Below are 22,559 nucleotides of genomic sequence, written 5' to 3' on the forward strand. Positions count from 1 at the left end.
CGCCTGTCCCAGCCACGAGCTTTACCGTATCCCCTTGAGCTGAAATATTTTCTTGGGATGATCCGCAAACTCTCGTTTCGCTGCGCGTCCGCCCGGATGTAAGGTGCATTCGATCTCTGACTGTGAAAAGACGCGCGATGATGACCCGCAGGACGTACATCGCGAGCGTCACCATCGCCTATGCGGTCGGCGCCACCCTTTGGATCTACCTCTCCGACCGGTTCATCGAGGGCGTGGGCGGATCCATCGGCTTCGGCCTCTTCTCCACCCTCAAGGGCTTCGTCTTCGTGGCGGTGACGACGGCGCTTCTCTATCTCGCGCTCCACACCGCCGGGACGGAACGCACGCGGCCGATGCCGAAGCTGCGCGCATGGCTTCTGTTCGTGAGCCTTGCGCTGGTGACCCTGCCGGCCGGTCTCATCAGCTATGCGGTGTTCCGCTCGGCCTCGGACACGCTGCTCGGCGAGCGCAGGGGTCAGCTCGAATTCATGACCGAGGCCGTGGCGCGCTCCATAGATGGGGAGGTGGCGCGGCGGATGACGGAGGCGACGCCGGCCGCGCCGCAGGACACCCTCCTCTCCATCGTCACCGAGGGCGGTGCCGGCTTCAACCGGCTGGGGTCCTTCGTCGGCCTGATGGGCGGCAGCGCCCGGGTGCTGATCGCCACCAGACCCGGCAGCGGTGACGCGCGGTGGATGATCGTCGGGCGTCAGCAGGCCCTGCCCGAGGCCCTGACGCCCCTCGCGTCCGCAGGGGCCGGCGGCCTCGCGTCCGACGTCATCACGCCTGCGGGCGGCACGCCGCTGCTGGTGGCGGCGGCAACCATCCCCTCGGCCAATGCGGTGCTCATCTCCAGCGTCGCCACCAGCGACGTGGTGGACGACGTGCGCGGCGTCGCCTTTCTCTCCGCCATCACCGCCGCCGCATGCCTGCTGGTGGCGGGCGTTCTCACCCTGCTCTTCATCCAGCACCAGCGGCTGCGCGCCGCCCTGGCGGAGGCGGACCAGAAGGCCGCGCTCCACGCGGCGGAGGAGCGCTTCCGGGCGACTTTCGAGCAGGCCGCCGAGGGCATCGCCCATCTCGACCTCGACGGACGCTTCCTGCGGGTCAACGAAGCCTTCTGCGCCCTCCTGGGCTATGAACGGGACGAACTGCTGGGGCGCAGCTATGCCGACGTGCGACCGGATATCCGCGCGCAGGCCACGGGTGCGGTGGTCCCCGTCGACGGCACGTCGCTTGCCTCGGGCACGGTCCTCGAGGAGCCGGGGGATCAGCCCCACCTCACCCGGGCCGGCACGGAGATCTGGCTGTCCTGCGTCCGGTCCATCGCCCGCGACAGCCTGGAGGACGAGGGCTATGTCATCCTCATGGCCTCCGACGCCACCGCCCGTCGCGCCGCCGAGCACCGGCTGACGCTGGCGCAGGCGGTGTTCACCAACACCCAGGAGGGGCTGGTGGTGACGGACCTCGCCGGGCGCATCACCGCCGTCAACAAGGCCTTCGTTGCCATCACCGGCTACGAGGAGGCGGAGGTGCTGGGCCAGAACATGCGGGTCCTCAACTCCGGCCGGCACGACGAGCTGTTCTATCAGCTGCTCTGGGGCACGCTGAAGGACACCGGCGTCTGGCGCGGCGAGATCTGGAACCGCCGCAAGGGCGGACCCTATTATCTGCAGCAGACGGTCATCAGCACGGTCTACGGCCGCACCGGCGCGCCGGAGAGCTATGTGGGGGCGTTCAACGACATCACCCAGGCGCGCCGCTCCGAGATCGAGGTGGACCGCCTCACGCGCTACGATTCCCTCACCGGCCTGCCCAACCGCACCCTGACCTATTCCCTCATCGAGCACGCCCTGACCCGCACCGACACCCGCTGCGCCGTGCTCTACATCGACATCGACCACCTCAAGACCATCAACGACAGCCTTGGCTTCGCCGCTGGAGACGCGGTGCTGCGGGGCGCCGCCGAGCGTATCCGCAAGACGACGCCGGAAGACGCCACCCTCGGCCGCTACGGCGCCGACGAGTTCGTGGTGGTGATCGACGTGGACAAGGGGCCGGAGGAGGCGGTGCGCCTGTCCGAACGTCTCATCAAGGCATTGGCAGAGCCGTTCGCGGCGGAGGACGTGAGCGATCTCTTCGTCAACGCCAGCATCGGCATCAGCCTGTTTCCCGAGGACGCCAGCGACCCCACCACCATGCTCCAGCACGCCCATTCGGCGGTCTACAAGGCCAAGAGCCGGGGCGGGCGCACCTATGCCTTCTACACCGACGCCCTGACCCGCGATGCACGGGCGCGCGTGCAACTCGTCGCCAACCTGAGGCGGGCGCTGACGGACGGGGAGTTCACCGTCCATTTCCAGCCCATCGTCCGTCTCGCCGACCAGACCATCGTCGGCGCCGAGGCGCTGGTGCGCTGGGTCACCCCCGAAGGCGAGATGATCGGCCCCGACCGCTTCATCCCCGTCGCCGAGGACACCGGCCTCATCGTCCCCCTGGGCGACTTCGTGCTGACCACCGCCTGCGCCCAGATGGCGGCCTGGCGGAGGGCGGGGCTGCCCTGCGGGTTTGTGGCGGTGAATATCTCCGCTGGGCAGCTCAATGCGACCGACATCGTCGCCCGCACCGAGGCGGCGCTCGCCGCCGCCGGTGTGCCGGCTGACAGCATCGAATTCGAAATCACCGAAAGCATGCTTTTCGATGCCGATTCCAGTGCCGAAACCACCCTGAACCGCATTGCCGGACTGGGTATTCGGGTCGCCATCGACGATTTCGGCACGGGCTATTCCTCCCTCGCCTACCTCAAGCGTTTCCCCATCTCCCGGCTCAAGATCGACCAGAGCTTCGTGCGCGACCTGCCCACGTCCGCGGTGGATGGCGAACTGGTGCGCGCCATGATCGCCATGGCCCGGGCGCTCGATATCGAGATCCTCGCCGAAGGGGTGGAGGAGGCGGGGCAGATGGCCTTCCTCGCTTCCCACGGCTGCACCTACGGCCAGGGCTATTACTGGAGCCGGCCGCTGCCGCCGGAGCGCTTCGAAGCCTTGTTCCCCAAAGTCCTAGGCGCCGTCAGCGGAAGTGCCGGGGTGCGGTGAGGGCGGCGCGATAGCGCCCTTGATCCCCACCGTCCACCTTGCGCATGGTACATCCGTCCTCTGAGTCTCGGCGCGGGGGTCGGGGGATCACGCAGGGGGAGAGCCATGGCGGCGACGCGATTCCACAGGGTGGTAATCTTCCTCCTGTTCGCCATCACGGTGGTGAACTACATCGACCGCGCGGCCATCTCCTACGCCATCCCCGAAATCGAGCAGCAGCTCGGCCTGTCCAAGGCCGCCGCCGGTACCATCCTCGGCGCCTTCGGCCTCGGCTATGCGGTGACCACCCTCGTCGGCGGTTTCGCCGTGGACCGATACGGCGCGCGCATCGTGCTCACCGTGGCGGCGGTGCTGTGGAGCCTGTCCATCGGCCTCACCGGCCTCGCCTCCGGCTTCCTCACGCTCTATCTCGCCCGCACGCTGCTGGGCATGGCGGAGGGGCCGAACTTCTCCGCCGTCACCGGCGCGGTGGAGCGCTGGCTGCCGCCGGCCCGGCAGGCGAGCGCGCTCTCCTATGCCCTCGTGGCGGTGCCGGTGGCGCTGGCGTGCGGCGGGCCGATCGTGACGCAGCTTCTGGCGGCGCTTGGCTGGCGCGGCACCTTCGCCGTGCTGTTCGTGGTGTCGCTGGTCTGGGTGCCGCTGTGGTTCTTCCTGTTCCGGGACGATCCGGCGCAGTCCCGCCATGTGAATGCGCAGGAACTGGCGTTCATCCGCGAAGGACAGAAGGCGGAGGCGGCGCCAGTCCGTCGCTGGCCGCGCATGAGCGAGGTGCGGGTGCTGCTCACCAACCGCACGTTGCTGGTGAATTACTGGGCCTTCTTCGTCTTCGGCTACTTCCTGTTCTTCTTCATGGCGTGGCTGCCGAGTTATTTGCAGCAGTCCTATGGGCTGAATCTTCCGGCCGTCGGCGTCTTCACCGTGCTGCCGTGGCTGTGCGCCGCCGGCGCGCTCTGGGCGCTGGGCCGGTGGTCCGATCACCTGCTGACGACGACGGGGCGCCTGCGCGTATCCCGCTCCTACCTCATCGCCGGGACGCAATTGGTGGCGGCGCTCGCGGTGGTGCCGGTGGCGTTCAGTGCCAGCCTGCCGGTGGCCATCACCTGCATCTCGCTGGCGGTTGCCGCCTCCATGGGGGCGAACGCGGCCTATTTCGCGGTGAACGTGGACATCGTGCCGGAGAAGGCCGCCACCGCGCTCGGCATCATGGATTTCTGCTTCGCGCTGGCCGGCTTCGTCGCCCCTGTTGTTACCGGATTCGTGCTATCGCTGCGCGGCTCGTTCGCCGACGGCTTCGCGCTGATGGCGGTGCTGGCGCTTTCGTCCGTTGCACTGGTCCTCGCCTTCCACCGGCCGGACGAGGACCGGGCGGCGCCCTGAGGGTCAGCGCCCGGCATTCATGGCGTTGAGCACCGCTTCGCTCGGCCAGCAGTCCACCTTGAGCCCGGCGGATTTTTGGTAGGTGCCGAGCGCCGCGCGGGTCTGCATGCCCGCCTTGCCGTCGATCTTGTCGGAATAGAGCCCGCGCCGCGCGAGGTGCTTCTGCATGGCCTCCACCGATTTCGTCTTGAGCTGGGAGGAGGCCGACCACGGCGTGCGGAAGGGCGCGGGGTCCGTCATGCGGTCGGACAGATGGCCGACGAACAGAACGTAGAGGTCGGAAAAATTGTACTGCTTGATGACGAAATAATTCGCCGTCGTGAGGAAGGACGGGCCGTAGATGCCCTCCGGCTGGAGCAGCGAGGCCGGCTGCGTCACCTCGCTGCCCGAGAGGCGGCGGACGGGGGCGTAGCCGGCCCGGATCCACTCGGATATGGGCTGCTTCACCTCCGGCACGCCCATGGTGCAATCGGCATTCACCGGCGCCAGCACCTCATAGGCCCAGCGCACGCCGGGCTGCCAGCCCTTGTCGGCAAGCTGCTTGGCGGCGGAGGCGAGGGCATCGGGCACCGAGTGCCAGATGTCGGCGTGGCCGGTGCCGTCGAGATCGACGCCGTGCTTCACATAGTCCGAGGGCAGGAATTGGGTGAGGCCCGTCGCCCCGGCCCAGGAGGCGCGGAAATCCTTCCGGCTCACATCGCCGTCGTTCAGCATCTTGAGCGCGAGGATGAACTCAGTGCGGTACTGGTCCTTGCGCCGGCCGGCATAGGCCTGCGTCGCCAGCACCTTGAGCGCGTCGTGGGGCGAGGTGTAGCGGCCGAAATCGGTCTCGCGGCCCCAGATGGCCAGCACCACGGGGGCGGGCACGCCGAACATGGCCTCGATGCGGTCGAGGGGCGCCTTGTACTTCTGCATCAGCCGCTGCCCTTCGGCGGCGAGGCGGGCGATGGTGGCTTCCTTCACATAGGCCGCCGGCACCTGCACGAATTCGGCCTGTCCGCCCGCACCGGTGGAGGGTCGGCCGGGCAGAGCGAGATCCGGCAGCTTGTAGTCGGGTTCGAGGCCGGCCGTCTCCCGCTCGAAGGTGGCGCGCGACACGCCGGCCGCCTGCGCCTCCGGCCACAGGGAGGCGATGAATTGCGTGAAGGCCGCATCCGCCGCGCGGGCGGGCGCGGTGAGCGTGAGAACGGACATCCAGGCGACGAGCCCGGCAAAGAGGCAACGGTAACCGGCGGGCAAGGGGCGGCTCATCGATGGGGGAGGCACAGCCGGAGGGTAACATGGCCCGCCCCGCCGCCAAAGCGGCGGCTGGCACGGCGGGTGCTTGCCCCTCCCGGTAACCCGGACCGCGCGGAGGGGAGGGGCCGTTCTGGCGGCTTCCCGACAATCGGATCCGGCTGAGGCAGAGGCGCATCCATGGCCATAAAGGCGGTGCTGATGGACATCGAGGGCGTGCTCGGCCCCCTGTCCTTCCTGGAAGAAACACTGGTCCCACATACCCGCGAGCGGCTCGGCGCCTTCATCGCCGCGCATGGCGAGGAGGACGAGGAGATCGAGGCGGCGCTAGATGAGGCGGGACGGTTGATGGGTGGCTTCTCCCTCAAGTCCCACGAAGCGGAGGCGCTGCTGCTGCGCTGGATGAAGCAGGGCCGCAAGCCGACGCCGCTCAAGATCATCCAGGGCCGAATCTGGCAGGAGGGCTATGCCGCCGGAGCCTTCAAGGCGGAGATCTATGACGATGCCGGACCGAGCCTTGCCGCCTGGAAGACCCAGGGGCTCAGGCTGTTCAGCTTCTCGTCCTCCTCGGAACTGGCGCAGAAGCTCTGGCTCTCGTCCGCCGGGTCGGACGCGGAGAGCCTTCTGGACGGCTTCTTCGACACCCGCATGGGCCAGAAGGTGGAGGAGGAGGCCTACAAGGCCATCGCCCAGGAGATTGGCATCGCCCCGGCGCAGATCCTCGTGCTCTCGGAAAATGTGGACGAACTGGACGCGGCCGCATCCGCCGGCCTCACTACGGTGCGGATCGCGCGGGCAGGCGGTGAAAGTGGACGGCACCCGGCGGCGGCGGACCTCGCGTCCGTCATCCTGCCGTGAGCCGGCGGGCGGGTGCTTGAGCCATGGCCCGGTTCACCGTGGAAACCCGCAGCGGCGACCGACAGGAGGTAAGCGGCCGCGATGGCGCCTCCCTCCTCAAGGCCATCCGCAAGGGCGGCATCGAAGAACTCACGGCCCAGTGCGGCGGCGGCTGCGCCTGCGCCACCTGCCATGTCTTCGTCACCTTTCCGGCCGGTTTGGCGGCGCCTCAGATCAGCCCCGGCGAGAGCCGCATGCTCGCCACCAGCGCGGCCCGCTCGCTTGCGTCCCGGCTTGCCTGCCAGTTGAAGCTGGAGCCGGCCATGGAAGGCATGGTCGTGGTGATTGCGCCGGGGGAACCGGGCAGCTTCTAGAGCACGCGCCGACCTGATTGCGTCGCAATCAGATCGGATCACGCGTTCTCTTTCTTGAGCTTAGAGGGCGATCCACCGATCAAGTCGATTCAACTTGATCGGATCGCGCTCCAGGGAAGGAGGGTGTGGCGGTCCACCCTCGGACATCTGCTCCCTTCGCTCCCGTTCGGGGCTCCAGCCCACTGGCGTCCGGTCGCCGTCAGGAGCGTCTCGGCGGCTTACCTTTCGGTTTGCCCTCGGATGGGTGCACGCGGCGGCTTTTCTGCTGACGCTCGCCTTTGCCCTGACCCACCTGCTTGGTCTCGCGCGGCTTCTCGAATGGGGCTTTGCCGTGCGCCGGCCTCTCGTGCTCCGCTCCACTGCGAAATGACTTGCCGCGAGACGGCTTCTCGGAGCGCGAGAGGTGGCGCTCGGTCTTGTCGCGCTCTGGCCTTGTTCGGCCGGGGCGCTTCGCGGGGGCGGCCGGCTGGCCGGGCATCGGCTCGATGACGACATCGTCGCCGTCGGCCTTGCGGGCGACCTTGCTGAAGCGCTCGGCGGCGGCGGGGCTCACCTCGAAGGCGGTCTCCTCATCGAAGATGCGGATGACGCCGATCTCCTTGCGCGTCACGTTCCCGCGCCGGCAGATCAGGGGCAGCAGCCATTTGGGGTCGGCATTGTTGCGTCGTCCGACGTTGAGGCGGAACCAGACCCCTCCGACATTCGAGCCGCCGTCGAAGTCCCGCCCGGCCGCCCGGTCGCGGGCGGTGCGCGGCTCGCCCGGATCGGCGACCTCCTCCGGCGCCGGCAGGCCGGCCCGGTAGAGGCGCGCCAGCGCGGCGGCGAGGTGCTCGGGCGAATGTGCGGCGAGCAGGGCAAGGCCCGCGCTGGCATCCTCTTCGCCCGGCTCATCGGTGATGAGGGCATCGTGCAGCATGCGGTCGTGGTCGAGCTTGCGGATGTCCTCGGACGTGGGCGGGCCGGACCAGGATGGCCGGATGCCGATCGCCCGCATCAGATCCTCGGCCCGGCGCCGGCGAAATGGCGGCACCAGAAGCACGCTCACCCCCTTGCGGCCCGCCCGGCCGGTGCGGCCGCTGCGGTGCTGGAGGCTTTCGCCGTCGTTCGGCAGGTCGGCGTGGATGACGAGGCCGAGGTTCGGCAGGTCAATACCGCGCGCCGCCACATCGGTGGCGACGCAGACCCGTGCCCGCCCGTCCCGCAGGGCCTGCAGGGCGTGGTTGCGCTCGTTCTGGCTCAATTCGCCGGACAGGGCGACGGCCGCGAACTGCCGCTCTTGAAGCATGGCGTGCAGGCGCCGCACGGCCTCCCGCGTGTTGCAGAAGACGATGGCGCTGGGGGTATCATAATAGCGGAGCACGTTGACGACCGCATGATCGACCTCCGTCGGCGCGACGCGCATGGTGCGGTATTCGATATCGGCATGTCCGCCTTCCGCCCCCGCCACCTCGATGCGCAGGGCGTCCCGCTGGTAGCGCTTGGCGAGCGTGATGATCCCGCGCGGCATGGTCGCGGAAAACAGCAGGCTGCGGCGCTCCGGCGGGGTCGCGTCGAGAATGAACTCGAGATCCTCGCGGAAGCCGAGATCGAGCATCTCGTCGGCCTCGTCCAGCACGGCCACGCGCAGCGCCGAGAGGTCGAGGCGGCCGCGTTCCAGGTGGTCGCGCAGGCGGCCGGGCGTGCCGACGACGATATGGGCGCCTCGCGCCAAAAGGCGCTGCTCCTGCCGCGGGTCCATGCCGCCGACGCAGGAGACAATGCGGGCGCCGGTCTCCGCGTAGAGCCAGGCGAATTCGCGCTGGACCTGCAGCGCCAGTTCCCGCGTCGGTGCCACCACGAGGGCCTGCGGCGCGCTGGCGAACGCGAACCGCTCGTCGGTGCCCAGCAGCGTCCCGGCCATGGCGAGGCCATAGGCGACCGTCTTGCCGGACCCGGTCTGGGCGGACACCAGAAGGTCGCGGTCGGATGCCTCGGGTGCCAGCACGGCAAGCTGTACCGGCGTGGGGTTGTCATATTCCCGCTCGGCCAGGGCACGGGCGAGGGCCGGGTTCGTCGTCAGGAAGGGCACGGCTGGGGTCCGCCTATGTCGCAGTATCGTCAGGCGTCGGAGGGGAGCCGTCGGAACGTGTGGAGCCCCTTCATAATAGGCCTGTGGCCCGGATGCCATATCCACCTCCCGGACAGACCAAAGGCCGCCGGATCGCTCCGGCGGCCTTGATCGTCAGGAGCGAGCCGTTACATCGCCGGCATCACCGCGATGTCGTGGACCACGCCGCCGGCGCCCTTGATCTTGCCGACTTCGCTCGCCGTGCCCTTGGCGAGATCGACGCGGTAGAGCGTGCCGTCCGCCAGCAGCCAGCCCTCGCTCGCGGCGGCGTCGACCATCACGATGTCGAAGGCGTAGCGCTTCGCCTTCACCCCGAGCTTGCCGACGGCGGCCAGAACGCCGTCATTGGGCGGCGCCTGCTTCACCAGCGCGCCGATGGTTGCGTCGATGTTGTAGAGCGTCGTCTCCTTGGCGCCCTTCACCGAATTGGTGTAGCTGCCGGCGACCACGTTGGGCGCCTCGCCCTTGTGCATGTCGGTATCGGCGAACTTCAGCGTGCCGTCGGTGGTGACCTTCCCGTCATCCACATTGGCGCGCAGGTTGGTGCCGTCGCTGCCGATGATGCGCAGCCGGTCGGCGACCGGGTTGAAATCGACGGTGGCGGCGACGCCGGGCGCCAGCGTGCTGCTGAGCTTGGACTTCATGGTCGCCTTGGCGGTCGCGGTGTCGATCACGGCGACCGTGCCATTGTCGAACAGGCCGTAGAGCATGCCGTCCGCCGGGCGCACGTCGATGCCGATGAGCTTGCCCTCGACGCCGCTCACCTTCATCGGCTTGCCGGCGGTCCAGGTCTTGGCATCGATGGGGGCGATCATGTTGCCGTCCATGAGCGCGATCACGGTCTGGCCCTGGGCGGCGCCGGCCCCGGCCAGGAAGCCTGCGAGCGTCAGGGCGATCATCGAGACTTTCATCTGTCTTCCTCCGTCTGAAGCCGAACGCATCGGCTGATACGGAGCGGTTACCCACGCCCTTGCCCGGCGGATGCAGCACAAATTTCTTTTTTGTCTTTGCATCCGAAGGCGCCGTCGGTGCGTATTCGTTCGAATGACGCGCGGAGCCGTGATGACAGCGCTGGCGGGGGCCGTTTCGCGGGATGAGCTTGCCCGGGCGCTCGAAGGCTGCGCGCGCGGCGATCGCTCCAGCCTGCGCCGGCTGTACGATCAACTGGCACCGCAGATGATCGGCGTCGCCTTGCGGCTGCTGCGGCGCCGCGACCTCGCCGAGGAGGTGGTGCAGGACACCTTCCTGCGCATCTGGGAGAAGGCCGGGACGTTCGATCCGGCGCGCGGCGAGCCGGCGACCTGGATGTTCGCCATCCTGCGCCACCGGGCGCTGAATGTGCTGCGCGGCGAAGGCCGGACCGAACTCGTCGACGATTTCGAGCCGATGGGGCTGGCGAGCGAGGATGCCGACGCCGAGCATGTCGTTATCGCCTTGTCGGAGAACGGGGCGCTGCGCCGCTGCCTGGAACGGCTTGAACCCTTGCGTCGCAACGCCATCATCCTCGCCTATGCGCGCGGGTTGAGCCATGGCGAGCTGGCGGGACGGCTCGGCATTCCGCTTGGTACCGCCAAATCCTGGATCCGCCGGGGACTGCTCTCGCTCAGGCAGTGCATGGCATGACGGAAACCGAGAAAGAGGCCCTCGCGGCCGAGTTCGCGCTGGGCCTGCTCGATACGGCCCAGACGGCGCGGTGCGAGGCGCTGGCCGTGGAGGATGCGGATTTCGCCGCGCGGGTCGAGGCCTGGCGCCGCAACCTCATCGAGATCGATATGGCCGCGATCCCGGAGCCGCCGCCGGAGGCGCTGTGGCATCGGATCGAAGCCGGGATGGCCGGCGCAGGGACCGGCGCAGGGGCGGCCACATCGCCCCGCTCCCGCACGACAACGACCACGAAATGGCTTTCCGGGCTGTGGAGCGACCTTCCCGCGTGGCGCGCGGCCGGGCTTGCGGCGATGGCGGCCTGCCTCGTGCTGGCGGTCGCGCTGACGGTGCAGATCCGCAGCATTGCCCGCACGCCGGTGCTGGTGGCGGTGATGATGTCGGACCAGAGCCGCCCCCTGGCGCTGGTGAACACCTTCCGCGACGGGCGCGCCGAACTCGTGCCGCTGGAAGCGCTCAGCGCGCCTGCCGGCAAATCGCTGCAGGTGTGGACCTTGTGGGACCGCGCCCGGGGACCGGTCTCGGTGGGCCTTCTGGAGGCCATGCGCAGCATGAAGCTGACGGTGGATGGCCTGCCGGCGCCCATTCCCAACCAGTTGTTTGAAGTCACGCTCGAGCCCGCCGGCGGATCGCCCACGGGACGCCCCACCGGACCCATCCTGATGAAGGGAAATGCCTCCCGGACTGAATTCGGCATTTAGACGACGCGGCGGGTGGGGCAAACGGGCCCCAGTCTGCGACCACCGATCAACTGGCGGGTCACATGAGGGCGGCAGGATCCCGGCGTTCGGGTCCTGCTCGCTCACGGCATCGGGCTAGCGCGCGCCGCTGATGGTCTCGCCGAACAGTTGGCGGTTTCCGGAGGGCTGGCAGCGCCAGTATTGCGGGACGGCCTCCACGCTGGCGCCCAGTTCGACCGCGGCATGCCAGGGCCAGCGCCACCATGTCCGCCTCGCCGGAGGAGACGATGTGCTCCGGTTGGCGAGGGGCGAGAGGAACTGGTGCAGCAGATAGCCGTGGGCGCCGTGCAGCTCGATGGCGTCGATGCCGAACCGCCCGCATCCAGCGCCTCGACGGCGGTCGCCTGGAAGCCGGCCGGGCGGCCGACCTCGTCTTCCTGGCGCGCGCCCAGTGCAGCTCCGGCGCAGACCTGCTCTCCAGCATCGCCGCCGGCGACCTGCCGGGCGTGGGGATGGTGATCATCGACGGCATCGTGCGCTGCGGCCGAAGCCGCAACACGCCGCCGGCGGAGGTCGTGCCGGAGATTGTGCAGGCTTAGACGGGGCAGACGGAGGCGGGGCCGGGTTCGGGAGCGCCTGCGGCGGGCCGTAGCGCTGGGCCCCGGCTCTCCGCTCCCTGCGGTACGCTCCGTTGCAATCGGCCTGGGCGCGAGGGGGCCCGCCAGACGAGTTGTCACCTCACCTCGAAAACTTCTTGTACTGAATCCGCTTCGGGATCACCGAATCCGTCCCCAGCCGGCGCTTCTTGTCTTCCTCGTAGTCCGCGAAGTTGCCCTCGAACCATTCCACGTGGCTGTCGCCCTCGAAGGCGAGCATGTGGGTGGCGACGCGGTCCAGGAAGAAGCGGTCATGGGAGATGATGACGGCGCAGCCGGCGTAATCCTCCAGCGCCTCTTCCAGAGCGCGCAGGGTGTCCACGTCGAGGTCGTTGGTGGGCTCGTCGAGCAGCAGCACGTTGCCGCCGCGCTGGAGCACCTTGGCGAGGTGGACGCGGTTGCGCTCACCGCCGGAGAGCATGCCCACCTTCTTCTGCTGGTCGCCGCCCTTGAAGTTGAAGGCCGCGCAATAGGCGCGCGAGGGAATCTCCTTCTTGCCGACGTAGATCACCTCGTTGCCGTCGGAGATTTCCTCCCACACGGTCTTCTTGTCGTCGAGCGCGTCGCGGCTCTGGTCCACATAGCCGAGCTTGACCGAATCGCCGATCTCGATGGAGCCGCCGTCCGGCTTCTCCTGTCCCGTGATCATGCGGAACAGCGTGGTCTTGCCCGCGCCGTTCGGCCCGATGACGCCGACGATGCCGCCCGGCGGCAGCTTGAAGGAGAGATCGTCGATGAGCATCTTGTCGCCGAACGCCTTGTTGAGGTGATCGAAGGCGATGACGTTCTGCCCGAGGCGCTCGGCCACGGGGATGACGATCTGGGTGGCGGAGGGCTGGCGCTCGGACGCGCGCTGCAGCAGCTCCTCATAGCGCTGGATACGCGCCTTGTTCTTCGCCTGGCGGGCCTTGGGAGAGGCGCCGATCCACTCCTGCTCGCGGGAGAGCGCGCGCTGGCGGGCTTCGTCCTCGCGGCCTTCCTGCTGGAGGCGCTTCTGCTTCTGGCCGAGCCAGGAGGAATAATTGCCCTCGTAGGGAATGCCGCGGCCGCGATCCAGCTCCAGGATCCAGCCCGTCACGTTGTCGAGGAAGTAGCGATCGTGGGTGACGATCAGGATGGCGCCGGGATAGGTACGCAGGTGGCCTTCCAGCCAGTTCACCGTTTCGGCGTCGAGATGGTTGGTGGGCTCGTCGAGGAGCAGGAGTTCCGGCTGCTCCAGCAGCAGGCGGCACAGCGCCACGCGGCGGCGCTCACCGCCCGAGAGGCGCGTCACCTCCCAGTCGTCCGGCGGGCAGCCGAGCGCGTTCATGGCCTGCTCCACCTTCGAATCGAGATCCCAGAGGCCCTGCGCCTCGATCTCGTCCTGAAGCCGGGTCATCTCGTCCGCGGTCTCGTCCGAATAGTTCATGGCGAGCTCGTTGTAGCGCTCCATGATGGCCTTCTGCTTGGCCACGCCGTCTTCCACGTTCTGGCGGACGGTCTTGGTGGGATCGAGCGCCGGCTCCTGCGGCAGGTAGCCCACGCGCACGCCCTCGGCGGGGCGGGCCTCGCCGGTGAAATCCTTGTCGATGCCGGCCATGATGCGCAGCAGGGTCGACTTGCCCGCGCCGTTGTTGCCGAGCACGCCGATCTTGGCGTCCGGGTAGAAAGAGAGGTGCACGTTGTCGAGCACCTTCTTGCCGCCCGGATAGGTCTTCGTCATGCCGTGCATGTGGTAGGCGTACTGATAGGGGGCCATGGGCCGCCGTCTCCTGAAAAGGGGTGCGGGAAAGTTGGCGCCGTTCTAGCCTCGCAGGCGAGGCGCGGCAAGGTTCGCGACGCCACAGCGGCCAACGCGCATGCGGAGGAAAAGATGGGTTCCGATTACCACCACCACACCGACTGGCGCACCGACGGCGTGCAGGTGATCCCCGGCGACAGCCTCGATCCCAACACCGCCCAGACCCCGGGCATGAACCGCGCCACCGCCATCAACCGCGCCCGCGCCGGGGCGGAGAAGATCTGGGCCGGCACCGTCCACATCCATCCGGATGCCAAGACCGGCGCCCACCACCACGGCGATCTGGAAAGCGTCATCTACGTGGTCAAGGGCCGCGCCCGCATGCGCTGGGGCGAGAATCTGGAGTTCGTGGCCGAGGCCGGGCCGGGCGATTTCATCTTCGTGCCGCCCTACGTGCCTCACCAGGAGATCAACGCCTCCGCCGACGAGACGCTGGAATGCGTGCTGGTGCGCTCGGGCCAGGATCCGGTGGTGGTGAACCTCGACATCGAGCCGGTGGAGAAGCCGGAGCATGTGAAGTGGATCGACCCGATCCATCGGGAGTGAAGGCACGGGCGGCCTTCTGCTGCAAGGCTTTGCGGCGGCGCTTCCACCGAACCATCCACAGGCCGGCGGAGAAAGAACGCAAAGGGTGTTGCATTCGCCCCCGGCATTTTCTATAGAACCGCACCCGCCGCCGAGACATTGTCTCGCCGGCAAATGGATGCGGGTGTAGCTCAGGGGTAGAGCACAACCTTGCCAAGGTTGGGGTCGAGGGTTCGAATCCCTTCGCCCGCTCCAGTTTTTCTTCTTAAAATCAGATGGTTGACAAACGCCCTTCGGGGCGTTTTCAGCTTACCGGCCAAAGCTTTGGCATTCCGGTAAGCAGGCGGTAAGCACGTCAAGGGCGATCCTGGCTTGCCTTGGCGTAGGCGCCGCCCTGCTCGAAGTCGCCGAACGAGCCCGGGCCGGGGCGTGGTGGGCTTGTTCGGCGGACAGAAATCTACCGCCGGCCGAGCGGGCTTTGTCGCCCGGTCAGAGGAAGAGCGCGGGCGTCCCGTGACAGGTTGAGGGCTGAGAGAGGCTCCACGCAGTCCGCGTACCTGCATTGGATGCAGGGGTCCGTCAGGACCATCCAAGAACGTCCCACCTCGTACTTCACAGCGGCGAGGCGCGGGATGACTCATGCCTGCCCCTCGAGTGCCCTCTCAGCGACGTCCGCTTTGCGCGCCCATCCCAGCCATTGATCTGTTAACGTCCGCGGCCCAAAAGCGGACATTGCCAGTCGAGGCACCTCGGCACTGACGTTGCCCCCAACTTCTATCCAGCGGTGAGTTCGTTCTGGCGGTTGGATTTGCCCTGTCGGGCGTGCTGGGCGGCGGGGGCAGATGCGGAGCCGTTCATGTTGCGGAGCGTCTGATCCCGCCGCGGGTGGAACGTCGAGGAAGTCCGCTACCTCGGCGGGAAGGCGTGCGGGCAGGTGTCGGTCGGCTTCCCGCCCTCCCTTGCACTCGTGTTGAGCGTGCCTCTGGCCGAAACCGCGCAGGTCGACCATCCGAAGATGCGCCTGCGGATCGCGGAAGGCTTATCGGGTCATATTCTGTCGTGGATCATGCAGGAGACGTTGAGCCTTGGCGTCGTCTATCAGGGGCTCGATCTTTCCGGGTTCGACAGCAGCCTGCTCATGACCGAGGAGTTGTTCCTCGCGACTGCGCCCGACAACTGGGACTATACGGATGACGACGCCAGCATCGTGCGGAAACCGGTGGGATTTGAATTCGTCGCCGGCCTGCCGCTCGTCCTGCTCAGCCGTACCCACGGCGCGCGCGAACTCTATGAGCGCTACCCCAAGGCTGCGAGAATTCAGCTGAACGTCGTGCTGGAGCTGGATTCCCTGCGGGAGATCATCACCTTCACCTCACGGGCGAGCGCCTACACAATCCTGCCCCACGCTGCGGTGCTCGAGGAGGTCGCGCGCGGCGAACTGCTCCTCGTTCCCATCGTCGATCCCGTCATCCGACGCAATGCCTATGTCGTTCGCAAGCAGGGGTAATCCGTGACCCAGGCGAGCCTGGAGGTGGAGGCGATGATCGCGTGCATCCTGCGCGAAGCGATGCGGCGTCACGATCTTCGCGCCCAGTTTCCGCCCCCCGAATAAGCGCCAGAATGGATCAGCGCAGGTAGTACTGGAACTCGAGCAGGATGCAGCCTTCTTGGGAGATGAAGGGGCCGTGCGGTGTTCCGGGCGGCCGGCAGGAATAGGTCAGCGCCGCGTCGGCACCCTGCGGGGCACCGGCGGTCAGCGTGAGCGTGCCTCTCAGCAGGACCACTTCCTCCCAATAGTCGTGAACCAGCGGGTGCGTGGTGAAGGCGCCCGGCATGAACCTGACGAGGCGCGTGCGGGCTCCGCTCTTGGCTTCCTCGTCAAGGTCATCGGCCAGGGTCTTGACCATCAGTCCCTCGGGAAAGCCCGGCAGCTCGGTCCATCCGGTCTCGAGATCGAACGGCTCCATCTCAATGGGGCCACGGCTGGTCTTCGGCATGAGGCCTCACGGGGTTTGAGGGGACGGCTGGGGGAGATCATCCCTTGATCTTGGCAACTTCGGCCTTGAGCTCGGGGATGACGGTGTTGATATCGCCGACGAGACCGTAGTCCGCCACCTGGAAGATGGGGGCTTCCTCGTCCTTGTTGACGGCGACGATGACCTTGGAGTCCTTCATGCCGGCGAGATGCTGGATGGCGCCGGAGATGCCGAGGGCGATGTACAGCTCGGGGGCGACGACCTTGCCGGTCTGGCCCACCTGCCAGTCGTTCGGGGCATAGCCCGCGTCCACCGCGGCGCGCGAGGCGCCCACCGCCGCGCCCAGCGCGTCGGCCAGAGGCTCGATCAGCTCGGCGAACTTCTCCCGCGAGCCCACCGCGCGACCGCCCGACACGATGATCTTCGCGGCGGTCAGCTCGGGACGGTCGGAGGCGGCGATGGCCTCGTCCACGAAGGTGGAGAGCGCCGGGTCGGACGCCGCGCCAACGGTCTCGATGGCGGCCGAGCCGCCCTCGCCGGTGGCGGCGAAGGAGGCGGTGCGCACCGTCACCACCTTCTTGGCGTCATTGGACTTCACGGTCTGGATGGCGTTGCCCGCATAGATGGGCCGCTCGAACGTGTCGGGCGAGACCACCTTGGTGATGTCCGACACCTGCATCACGTCCAGCAGCGCGGCGACGCGCGGCAGCACGTTCTTGGCGCTGGCGGTGGAGGGGCCGACGATGGCGTCGTAGCCGGGCGCCAGCGAGACGATCAGCGCCGCCAGCGGCTCGGCGAGGCGGTGCGCGTAGAGCGCGTCGTCGGCGAGCAGCACCTTCTCGACGCCCGAGAGCTTCGCGGCGGCCTCGGCCACGCCCTTGGCGTTCTGGCCGGCGACCAGCACATGCACCGGCGCGCCGAGCGCGGCGGCGGCGGTCAGCGCCTTGGCGGTGACGCCGTTGAGGGCCGAATTGTCGTGTTCGGCAATGAGCAGAACGGCCATCAGATCACCCCCGCCTCATCCTTGAGCTTCGCCACCAGCTCGGCGACCGAGCCCACCTTCACGCCCGCCTTGCGGCCGGCCGGCTCCTGGGTCTTCAGCACCTCGAGCCGCGGGGCGACGTCGACGCCGTAATCGGCCGGCGTCTTCTCGGCGATGGGCTTCTTCTTCGCCTTCATGATGTTGGGCAGCGAGGCGTAGCGCGGCTCGTTGAGGCGCAGGTCCGTCGTGACGATGGCCGGGCCGTTGAGCTTGATGGTCTGCAGGCCGCCGTCGATCTCGCGGGTGACGACCACGCCGCCGTCTTCCACCACGACCTTGGACGCGAAGGTGGCCTGAGGCCAGCCCAGCAGCGCCGCCAGCATCTGGCCGGTCTGGTTGCAGTCGTCGTCGATGGCCTGCTTGCCGAGGATCACCAGGCCGGGGGCTTCCTCGCCCACCACGCCCTTGAGGATCTTGGCGACTGCGAGCGGCTCGACCACGCCGTCGGTCTTCACCAGAATGCCGCGGTCGGCGCCCATGGCCAGCGCCGTGCGCAGCGTCTCGGAGGCCTGGGCCGGGCCGATGGACACCGCCACCACCTCGGTCGCCTTGCCGGCTTCCTTGAGGCGGAGCGCCTCTTCCACCGCGATCTCGTCGAACGGGTTCATGGACATCTTGACGTTCGCGAGCTCGACGCCCGAACCGTCCGACTTCACCCGGACCTTCACGTTGTAATCCACCACCCGCTTAACGGGCACCAGGATCTTCATGGCTGTCGCCTTTCGGAGGACGAAGAGACTGTGGCGCCGGCCTGCGGCGCGGCCAGCCGGCCGAGGAGCGCGCGGGCGCGGATGCGGACCGGTTCGTCCACCATGGTGCCGTCGACGGCCGCGGCTCCGTCGCCGCTGGCGAGCACCTTGCGTGCCCAAGCGATCTCGGCCTCGTCCGGGGCAAAGCCGTCCCGGATCGGCGCAACCTGTCGGGGATGGATGGCAAGCTTGCCGCCGAAGCCAAGGTCACGGGCATGGCGCGCGTCGTCCACAATCGCCTCGCGATCGTCGATGGCCGTGGTGACGCCGTCGATCGGCGGCGCCAGTCCGGCGAGCCGCGAGGCGAGCACGAGCTCGCTGCGCGCCGCCAGCAGGGCGTCGCGCCCATGGGCGCAGCCGAGGTCGGCGCAGAAATCGATGCTGCCGAAGGCGAGACGCGCCACATGCGCCGTCTGCGCGATCCGGCGGGCATCGGCGAGCCCGCGCGCCGTCTCGATCAGAGCGATCACCGGGACGGGCGCGGCGGAGCACAGGGCTGCAAAGGCCTCCCCGACCTCGGCTTTGGGCACCATGACGGCGGCGAACGCGCGCCCGGCGAGGGCGGCCATGTCGGCGGCGTGCCACGGCGTTCCGAGGCCGTTGACGCGCACCAGCACGGGCACCGTCGCGAAGTCCGCGCGCAGGGCGGCGCGCGCCGCATCCTTGGCGTCTGCCGCCACCGCGTCTTCCAGATCGAGGATCACCGCATCGGCCCCGGCATCCGCCGCCTTTGCGAAGCGCTCCGGGCGGTTGGCGGGCACGAACAGGGGAACGGTGAAAGCGAGCGGCGCACCCATCACCAGGAAGCCTCCGCAGCCATGCACACCGGGCCGCCCTCGCGCGCGGTCCACAGCTTCAGCCCCTCCCCATCGGCCGTCGCATGCAGAGAGAAGGCGTCGGTGTCGAACAGCGGCGAGAGACCGCGGAAGGCGAAGCGGCGGGGCGGCGCGCCCCGGATCTCGGCGGCATAGGTGCACAGGAGCGCCGCCTGCATCGGTCCCTGCACCACGAGGGCCGGATAGCCCTCCATCTCGGTGGCGTAGGGCCGGTCGTAGTGGATGCGATGGGCGTTGAAGGTCAAGGCGGAGTAGCGGAACAGCAGCGGCGTGCCGGCCGTCATGGGCTTCACGAATGCGCCCCTCTCGGCAGCCGGTGGCACCTTTCCCGCCGCTCCGGCATCGGCACCGCGATAGACGATGTCCTGACGTTCCTCGATGGCGAGCGTGCCGTTCGCCTCCACCCGGTGCGCGACGGTGACGAAGCACAGCGGGCCGGTGCGCCCCTCCTTCAGCGCCACGTCGGCGATGCGGGACACCCGCAGCACCGCATCGCCCACCTTCAGGTCGCCGTGAAAGGTCAGCGCCCCGCCGGCCCACATGCGCCGGGGCAGCGGCACCGGCGGCAGGAAGCCGCCGCGGGCGGGATGGCCGTCCGCACCAAGGCCCGCGGTGGGAACGGCCGGCTGCGCGAGGCAGAAGTGGATGAGCTGCGGCATCGCCGCGCCATGGGTCGGCGGTGCGCCCGGCATGTCGAACATGGCGTGGTATTTGCGCGCGAGATCCTCGCTGAGGACTTCGGCGCCGGTATCCTCGCGGCCGATCCAGGATCTGAGGTGATCCATGTCGATCACCGGCTGATCGGGCGCGGCCATCAGTAGGACCTCGGCATGCCGAGCACATGCTCGGCCAGATAGGACAGGATGAGGTTGGTGGAGATCGGCGCCACCTGGTAGAGCCGCGTCTCGCGGAACTTGCGCTCCACGTCGTACTCCTCCGCAAAGCCGAACCCGCCATGGGTCTGGATGCAGGCGTTGGCCGCCTCGAAGGACGCGTCGGCGGCCAGCATCTTGGCCATGTTCGCCTCTGCGCCGGGATTCTCCCCGGCCTCGTAAAGCCGGATCGCCTCGCGCACCATCAGCTCGGCGGCGCGCATGTTGGCGTAGGCCTTGGCGATGGGGAACTGGATGCCCTGGTTCTGGCCGATGGGGCGGCCGAAGACGTGCCGCTCCTTCGCATAGGCAGACGCCTTGTCGATGAACCATTTGGCATCGCCGACGCACTCGGAGGCGATGAGGATGCGCTCGGCATTCATGCCGGAGAGGATGTAGCGGAAGCCGTTGCCCTCCTCGCCCACCAAATTCTCCGCCGGCACCCGCACATTGTCGAAGAACACCTCGGTGGTGGCGTGGTTCATCATGGTGCGGATGGGGCGGATGGTGAGCCCCGCCTTCAGCGCCTCCTGCATGTCGAGGATGAACACGGAAAGCCCCTCGGTGCGCTTCGCCACCTGGTCGCGCGGCGTCGTGCGGGCGAGCAGCAGCATCAGGTCCGATTGCGCCGCACGGCTGGTCCAGATCTTCTGGCCGTTCACCACATAATGGTCGCCCTCGCGACGGGCGGTGGTGCGCAGCGCCGTGGTGTCGGTGCCGCTGGTGGGCTCGGTCACGCCGAACGCCTGCAGGCGCAGCTCGCCCGAGGCCACCTTGGGCAGGTAGCGCGCCTTCTGCTCCGGCGAGCCGTGCCGCAGCACCGTGCCCATCACATACATCTGGGCATGGCAGGCCGCGCCGTTGCAGCCCTGCCGCTGGATCTCCTCCATGATGACCGCGGCTGCCGACAGCGGCAGGCCGGCGCCGCCGTATTCCTCGGGGATCAGCGCCGAGAGGAAGCCGCTCTCGGTCAGCGCCGTAACGAACTCGGTCGGATAGGCCATCTCGCGATCGAGCTTGCGCCAGTATTCGCCGGGAAAGCCGGCGCACAGCTTGGCGACGGCGTCGCGGATGTCGGAATGGTCTTGCTGCTGCATCGGGGCCTCAGGACTGCCGGGGCGCGGCCGCGACGGCGCGCCAGGTTTCAAAGGTGTCGTCGCCGACGGTGTCGAGCAGGGCACGCAGCGCCCTGGTGAAAGGCAGCTCGCCGGAACCAGCGCCGATGGTGAGCGCGAGGTCGATGTCCTTGCGCAGGATGGACTGGAGGTTGTCGAATTCCGCGCGCGTGGCGGTCCAGGCCGTGTAGGCTTCCGGCGCGTCCTTCGGATGGGCGGTGAAGAAGTTGCGGCCGGAGCCGGCCTCGAACACCGGAATGGCGTCGGGCAAATGGATGCCATTGTCGCCGGCGATGCGATAGGCCTCGGCTGCCACCATCAGCGTGGTGATGCCAACCAGATTGTTGACGATCTTGGTGGCCTGCCCGGCGCCAAGCGGCCCGCAATGGAAGATGTTGGTGCCCATGGCCTGCATGAGCGGACGCAGGCGGTCCACGTCCTCGGCGGCCCCGCCCATCATGATGGCGAGGGTTCCGGCCTTCGCCTTCACCGGGCCGCCGCTGACCGGCGCATCGACGATGCGCAGGCCGGTCGGTTCCAGCTCCTGCGCCAGCTCGCGCACGGTGTCGGGCGCGACGGTGCCCATCATCACCAGCAGCGGCTCGCGGCCGTCGATCCCCGCGCGCAGCCCCTGCTCGCCCAGCACCACGGAACGGGCCTGCTGCGGCGTGGCGACCAGCACGATCACGCCATCGCAGCCAGCGCAGGCCCGCGCCTCCTGGACGCAGCGCACGCCGAGGGCTGCGAAGGGGGCGAGGGCGTCCGGATTGCGGTCGCAGACGGTGAGGTCGAAGCCCGCCTTGTGGATGTTCATGGCCATCGGCGCGCCCATGGCGCCGACCCCGATGACGGCAACGGATCTGATCATGGTTCAGCCTCAGGAAATGGTGACGCCGCTGTCCACGGACAGGACCTGTCCGGTGACCACGCGGGCGTCGTCGCTGCCGAGATAGACCGCCATGCCGGCGATATCCCCCGGCCGGCAGGGGCCGAGAAGGTGCTGGCCGGCCAGCCGCCGCAGCTCCTCGCGCGTTTCCATCAATCCCTCGACGCGGGGCGTGAGCACGAGGCCGGGGGCGATGGCGTTCACCCGGATGCGGTCGGGCGCATATTCGACCGCCATGGACCGCGTCATGGCCGCCACCCCGCCCTTGGCGGCGGTGTAGCAGTCGCGTTCGGGCAGGGCCATCAGCGCCACCATGGAGGAGAGGTTGATGACCGAGCCGCCGCCGGCGCGCGCCATTTCGGGGATGGCATGCTTGCAGCACAGGAAGGTGCCGTAGAGGTCGAGGCGGATCACCCGCCAGAATTCCTCGTCCGGCGCCTGTGTCACCCGCGCGTCGGCGGCGCTCGATCCGCCGGCAATGTTGCACAGCACGTCGATCCGGCCGAACCGCCCGACGGTCTGCGCGATCGCGGCCTTGACCTGCTGCGGCTCGGTGATGTCACAGACGATGCCGAGGCCATGCTCGGCGGAGCCTGCCGCCTGCAGCGTGTCGTCGAGCGCCTCGGCGCCGATATCCACCGCCGCCACCCGCGCGCCTTCGGCGATATAGCGCGCGCAGGTCTCGCGGCCGATGCCGCCCGCGGCGCCGGTGATGAATGCGACCTTGCCGTCAAGCCTTGCCATTCCGGTCTCC

The 22,559-nt window shown here is 68.5% G+C and carries 19 protein-coding genes, 1 tRNA gene and 5 pseudogenes; 10 read left to right on the top strand and 15 right to left on the bottom strand.

The window, feature by feature from the left end:
* Window positions 1–140: 140 nt before the first annotated feature.
* Window positions 141–3,095: a putative bifunctional diguanylate cyclase/phosphodiesterase gene (locus tag V5F63_RS05135; RefSeq protein WP_394101774.1), complete on the top strand. Its 2,955-nt coding sequence runs from the start codon at window positions 141–143 to the stop codon at window positions 3,093–3,095.
* 105 nt (window positions 3,096–3,200) lie between these two features.
* Entirely contained in the window at window positions 3,201–4,472 is a 1,272-nt protein-coding gene (locus V5F63_RS05140; protein WP_394101775.1) for an MFS transporter, read from the top strand.
* A gap of 3 nt (window positions 4,473–4,475) precedes the next feature.
* Here V5F63_RS05140 and V5F63_RS05145 read toward each other — a convergent pair whose 3' ends face one another.
* Window positions 4,476–5,666, bottom strand: a complete 1,191-nt coding sequence (locus V5F63_RS05145) for a lytic murein transglycosylase (protein WP_394101776.1) — start codon at window positions 5,664–5,666, stop codon at window positions 4,476–4,478.
* Window positions 5,667–5,888: 222 nt separating this feature from the next.
* On the opposite strand from V5F63_RS05145, the gene mtnC reads away from it, so the two are divergent.
* Both mtnC and V5F63_RS05155 read left to right on the top strand, forming a co-directional pair.
* A complete protein-coding gene (mtnC, locus tag V5F63_RS05150; RefSeq protein WP_394101777.1) occupies window positions 5,889–6,566 on the top strand; it encodes an acireductone synthase in 678 nt (225 codons plus the stop codon).
* A gap of 23 nt (window positions 6,567–6,589) precedes the next feature.
* Window positions 6,590–6,919 (top strand): 2Fe-2S iron-sulfur cluster-binding protein, encoded by a 330-nt coding sequence (locus V5F63_RS05155; RefSeq protein ID WP_394101778.1) that lies wholly within the window; start codon window positions 6,590–6,592, stop codon window positions 6,917–6,919.
* Window positions 6,920–7,118: 199 nt separating this feature from the next.
* Here V5F63_RS05155 and V5F63_RS05160 read toward each other — a convergent pair whose 3' ends face one another.
* A complete protein-coding gene (locus V5F63_RS05160; RefSeq protein ID WP_394101779.1) occupies window positions 7,119–8,987 on the bottom strand; it encodes a DEAD/DEAH box helicase in 1,869 nt (622 codons plus the stop codon).
* 167 nt (window positions 8,988–9,154) lie between these two features.
* A complete protein-coding gene (locus V5F63_RS05165; RefSeq protein ID WP_394101780.1) occupies window positions 9,155–9,937 on the bottom strand; it encodes a DUF4394 domain-containing protein in 783 nt (260 codons plus the stop codon).
* Between the two features lie 151 nt (window positions 9,938–10,088).
* Here V5F63_RS05165 and V5F63_RS05170 point away from each other — a divergent pair, with 151 nt between their 5' ends.
* Complete coding sequence (locus V5F63_RS05170; RefSeq protein ID WP_394101781.1) at window positions 10,089–10,649, top strand: sigma-70 family RNA polymerase sigma factor; 561 nt, start codon at window positions 10,089–10,091, stop codon at window positions 10,647–10,649.
* On the top strand, window positions 10,646–11,389 hold the full coding sequence (locus V5F63_RS05175; protein ID WP_394101782.1) for an anti-sigma factor: 744 nt from the start codon (window positions 10,646–10,648) through the stop codon (window positions 11,387–11,389). The genes V5F63_RS05170 and V5F63_RS05175 overlap by 4 nt, the downstream gene beginning before the upstream one ends.
* Window positions 11,390–11,503: 114 nt before the next feature.
* Here the strand turns inward: V5F63_RS05175 and V5F63_RS05180 are convergent.
* A pseudogene (locus V5F63_RS05180) lies at window positions 11,504–11,626 on the bottom strand (oxidoreductase); the annotation flags it as partial.
* Between the two features lie 39 nt (window positions 11,627–11,665).
* Window positions 11,666–11,743: pseudogene (locus tag V5F63_RS05185) on the bottom strand (oxidoreductase); the annotation flags it as partial.
* Between V5F63_RS05185 and V5F63_RS05190 the strand changes: the two are divergent.
* Window positions 11,740–11,967, top strand: a pseudogene (locus V5F63_RS05190) (amidohydrolase family protein); the annotation flags it as partial. The pseudogenes V5F63_RS05185 and V5F63_RS05190 overlap by 4 nt on opposite strands.
* A 139-nt stretch (window positions 11,968–12,106) precedes the next feature.
* Here the strand turns inward: V5F63_RS05190 and ettA are convergent.
* Window positions 12,107–13,762 (bottom strand): energy-dependent translational throttle protein EttA, encoded by a 1,656-nt coding sequence (gene ettA, locus V5F63_RS05195; RefSeq protein WP_394029950.1) that lies wholly within the window; start codon window positions 13,760–13,762, stop codon window positions 12,107–12,109.
* 114 nt (window positions 13,763–13,876) lie between these two features.
* Between ettA and V5F63_RS05200 the strand changes: the two genes are divergently transcribed.
* Window positions 13,877–14,350, top strand: coding sequence for a cupin domain-containing protein (locus V5F63_RS05200; RefSeq protein WP_394101783.1), 474 nt, complete (start codon window positions 13,877–13,879; stop codon window positions 14,348–14,350).
* 159 nt (window positions 14,351–14,509) lie between these two features.
* Window positions 14,510–14,584 (top strand) — tRNA-Gly (locus V5F63_RS05205).
* A 519-nt stretch (window positions 14,585–15,103) separates the two neighbouring features.
* Here the strand turns inward: V5F63_RS05205 and V5F63_RS05210 are convergent.
* Window positions 15,104–15,229 (bottom strand): annotated as a pseudogene (locus V5F63_RS05210) (IS3 family transposase); the annotation flags it as partial.
* Window positions 15,230–15,260: 31 nt separating this feature from the next.
* On the opposite strand from V5F63_RS05210, the pseudogene V5F63_RS05215 reads away from it, so the two are divergent.
* Window positions 15,261–15,836, top strand: a pseudogene (locus V5F63_RS05215) (LysR substrate-binding domain-containing protein); the annotation flags it as partial.
* 118 nt (window positions 15,837–15,954) lie between these two features.
* On the opposite strand, the gene V5F63_RS05220 reads toward V5F63_RS05215, so the two are convergent.
* Genes V5F63_RS05220 through V5F63_RS05255 form a run of 8 tightly spaced genes read right to left on the bottom strand, consistent with a single transcriptional unit; the run spans window position 15,955 to window position 22,549 of the window.
* Complete coding sequence (locus tag V5F63_RS05220; protein ID WP_394101784.1) at window positions 15,955–16,326, bottom strand: cupin domain-containing protein; 372 nt, start codon at window positions 16,324–16,326, stop codon at window positions 15,955–15,957.
* 37 nt (window positions 16,327–16,363) lie between these two features.
* Entirely contained in the window at window positions 16,364–17,308 is a 945-nt protein-coding gene (locus V5F63_RS05225; RefSeq protein ID WP_509210819.1) for an FAD-binding protein, read from the bottom strand.
* A complete protein-coding gene (locus V5F63_RS05230; RefSeq protein ID WP_393974720.1) occupies window positions 17,308–18,057 on the bottom strand; it encodes an electron transfer flavoprotein subunit beta/FixA family protein in 750 nt (249 codons plus the stop codon). Before V5F63_RS05230 ends, V5F63_RS05225 begins: the two co-directional genes overlap by 1 nt.
* Window positions 18,054–18,893: an HpcH/HpaI aldolase/citrate lyase family protein gene (locus V5F63_RS05235; protein ID WP_394102459.1), complete on the bottom strand. Its 840-nt coding sequence runs from the start codon at window positions 18,891–18,893 to the stop codon at window positions 18,054–18,056. The genes V5F63_RS05230 and V5F63_RS05235 overlap by 4 nt, the downstream gene beginning before the upstream one ends.
* Window positions 18,893–19,747, bottom strand: coding sequence for an HTD2 family dehydratase (locus V5F63_RS05240; RefSeq protein ID WP_394102460.1), 855 nt, complete (start codon window positions 19,745–19,747; stop codon window positions 18,893–18,895). The genes V5F63_RS05235 and V5F63_RS05240 overlap by 1 nt, the downstream gene beginning before the upstream one ends.
* Window positions 19,747–20,901 carry an acyl-CoA dehydrogenase family protein gene (locus V5F63_RS05245; RefSeq protein WP_209487955.1) on the bottom strand — a complete coding sequence of 385 codons (1,155 nt, stop codon included), beginning with the start codon at window positions 20,899–20,901 and terminating at the stop codon, window positions 19,747–19,749. The genes V5F63_RS05240 and V5F63_RS05245 overlap by 1 nt, the downstream gene beginning before the upstream one ends.
* Before the next feature lie 7 nt (window positions 20,902–20,908).
* The gene (locus V5F63_RS05250; RefSeq protein WP_394102461.1) at window positions 20,909–21,787 is read right to left on the bottom strand and encodes an NAD(P)-dependent oxidoreductase; all 879 of its coding nucleotides are present in this window, start codon (window positions 21,785–21,787) and stop codon (window positions 20,909–20,911) included.
* A gap of 9 nt (window positions 21,788–21,796) precedes the next feature.
* Window positions 21,797–22,549: an SDR family NAD(P)-dependent oxidoreductase gene (locus V5F63_RS05255; protein ID WP_394102462.1), complete on the bottom strand. Its 753-nt coding sequence runs from the start codon at window positions 22,547–22,549 to the stop codon at window positions 21,797–21,799.
* Window positions 22,550–22,559: the final 10 nt, after the last annotated feature.

This window comes from Xanthobacter wiegelii (assembly GCF_043193855.2).
Lineage (GTDB): Bacteria > Pseudomonadota > Alphaproteobacteria > Rhizobiales > Xanthobacteraceae > Xanthobacter > Xanthobacter flavus_A.